This is a genomic window from Allobosea sp. (assembly GCF_048595345.1).
Classification (GTDB): domain Bacteria; phylum Pseudomonadota; class Alphaproteobacteria; order Rhizobiales; family Beijerinckiaceae; genus Allobosea.
Genome location: NZ_JBMDWH010000060.1, coordinates 1 through 1,696 on the forward strand (window position 1 = coordinate 1; position 1,696 = coordinate 1,696).

General features: G+C 67.3%; 1 protein-coding gene and 1 pseudogene. Both read right to left on the bottom strand.

The annotated features are described in order from the left end of the window. Positions 1–257: 257 nt before the first annotated feature. Entirely contained in the window at positions 258–1,538 is a 1,281-nt protein-coding gene (tilS, locus tag ACOJTB_RS06845; RefSeq protein ID WP_420101778.1) for a tRNA lysidine(34) synthetase TilS, read from the bottom strand. 20 nt (positions 1,539–1,558) lie between these two features. Further along, positions 1,559–1,696: pseudogene (locus ACOJTB_RS06850) on the bottom strand (tol-pal system protein YbgF); the annotation flags it as partial.

A 1,696-nucleotide genomic window follows, 5' to 3' on the forward strand; every position in this document is an offset into this window, starting at 1 on the left:
ATCAGCAGGAGGGCGATGATCGCCCAGAGGGCGAAGTTTCGGAAATTGGGATTCATCGAATGGTCCGGGTACTTTCCCGGCCGGGCTGTCCCGGCCGCTTCTCTGGTCTCTAACATAGGGTCGCGACGCCGCCTTGCCAACGCAAAGAGCACCGCAAGCGGGCATTTATCGAACTATCGTCAACAAGCGCGCGATAGCGGCTGCCTTGCCTTGCGCCCGCATCGCTGCATTCCTGTACGACGCGCGACGCAGGGCCTTCATTCGTTGGGCGGCGCGGGAAACGGCAGCTGGCCACACAGCGCCGCCAGCGTCTGCGCCAACGGCAAGTCGAACCGCGGGAGGAAATGCGTGTAAGGCGCAATCACCCGCTCCAGAGGTACGGCGCCGTCAGGCACGCGCGCGCCATCCTCGAAAATGAGGCGTGGCGCGGCACTTGCCGCCCGCAAGGCCGGACCATGCATCCCCTGCCCGGCCCCCTCCCCGGAGGCCGTGACGACAATGGCGCGGTGCGTGTGATTGGCAAGCCGATAACGGCCATCCCAGAGCGCGACGCTTGCCGCCGGAACGGTCGACACGGGAACGTCACGGCATTCGCGATAGAGATGAAGACCGTCGCGACGGCGATCGAACACCACGCGGCCGGCCGTCAGCCGCGACAGCGTGTCGCTGGCAAGGAAAGCACGCAGCCGGCCGGCCGCACGCGCCTCGATGATATGGGGACGCCCGCCCGCCGTCGCGGCCAGCAGCAGAAGCGCCCGCCACGCAGCCGGATCGCCCAGCGCCGCGCGAACGCCGTGCGGCGAGAGCGTGAAGGTCTCCTCCGTGGCCTGCACATGGTCGCGCAGGAAATCTGCCCCGCGCACTGCAAGGCAAAACCGCTGGCCCGGCGCGGTGGCGGAAAGCCGAGCGTCATCGTCGAACCTTACGCGTACCCGCTCGAATTTCGGATTGCTGTTGCTGGGATCATCGATCCAGCCCTGTTCGCGCTCTCCAAGGAACGAGCGGATTTCGGCACGGCCGATGCCGAGGAACGGCCGAAGCAGCCAGATGGCCCCCTCCAACAGCACGCCGTCCGCCATGCCGGAAAGCCCGATCCCCTCCTTTGACCGGGCGGCGCGCATGGCGACGGTCTCGCGTTGGTCATCCAGGGTGTGGGCAGACAGGATGGCATCGGCGCCCGTCTCGCCTGCGGCATCGACGAGCAGCGCGTAGCGGCTGGCGCGGGCGGCGGCCTGCAGGCCGGCCTGAGGCTTCGGATCGCTCCAGCGGCGGGTGACGTGCGGCACGCCAAGACGCGCGCAGATTTGGGCGACCCATTGCGCCTCTTCGGCAGAGCCGGGGCGCAGATCATGGTCGACGGTGCAGGCACAAAGCCGGATGCCCGGATAATCCCCGGTTGCGCAAAGCTCCGCGAGCGAGAGGAGGAGCCCCAGCGAATCGCTGCCGCCGGAAACGGCGACCAGCAGGGTCGCGGGGCGCTTGAAACTTTTGAGAAGGCGGTCGGCTGCCTCGATGACGCTATCGTCCGCGCGGGCCACGACCTTTACACGCCCCGCAATCAGCAGGACAGCCGGCTCTGCTCGGAAGAGACCTTGCTTTTCACGGCCTTGGACGCGTCCGGATAGCGCTTGTTCACCTCGCGCAGCGTGGCGCAAGCGGTTTCACGATTGTCGAGGGCAGCGAGCGACATGCCGAG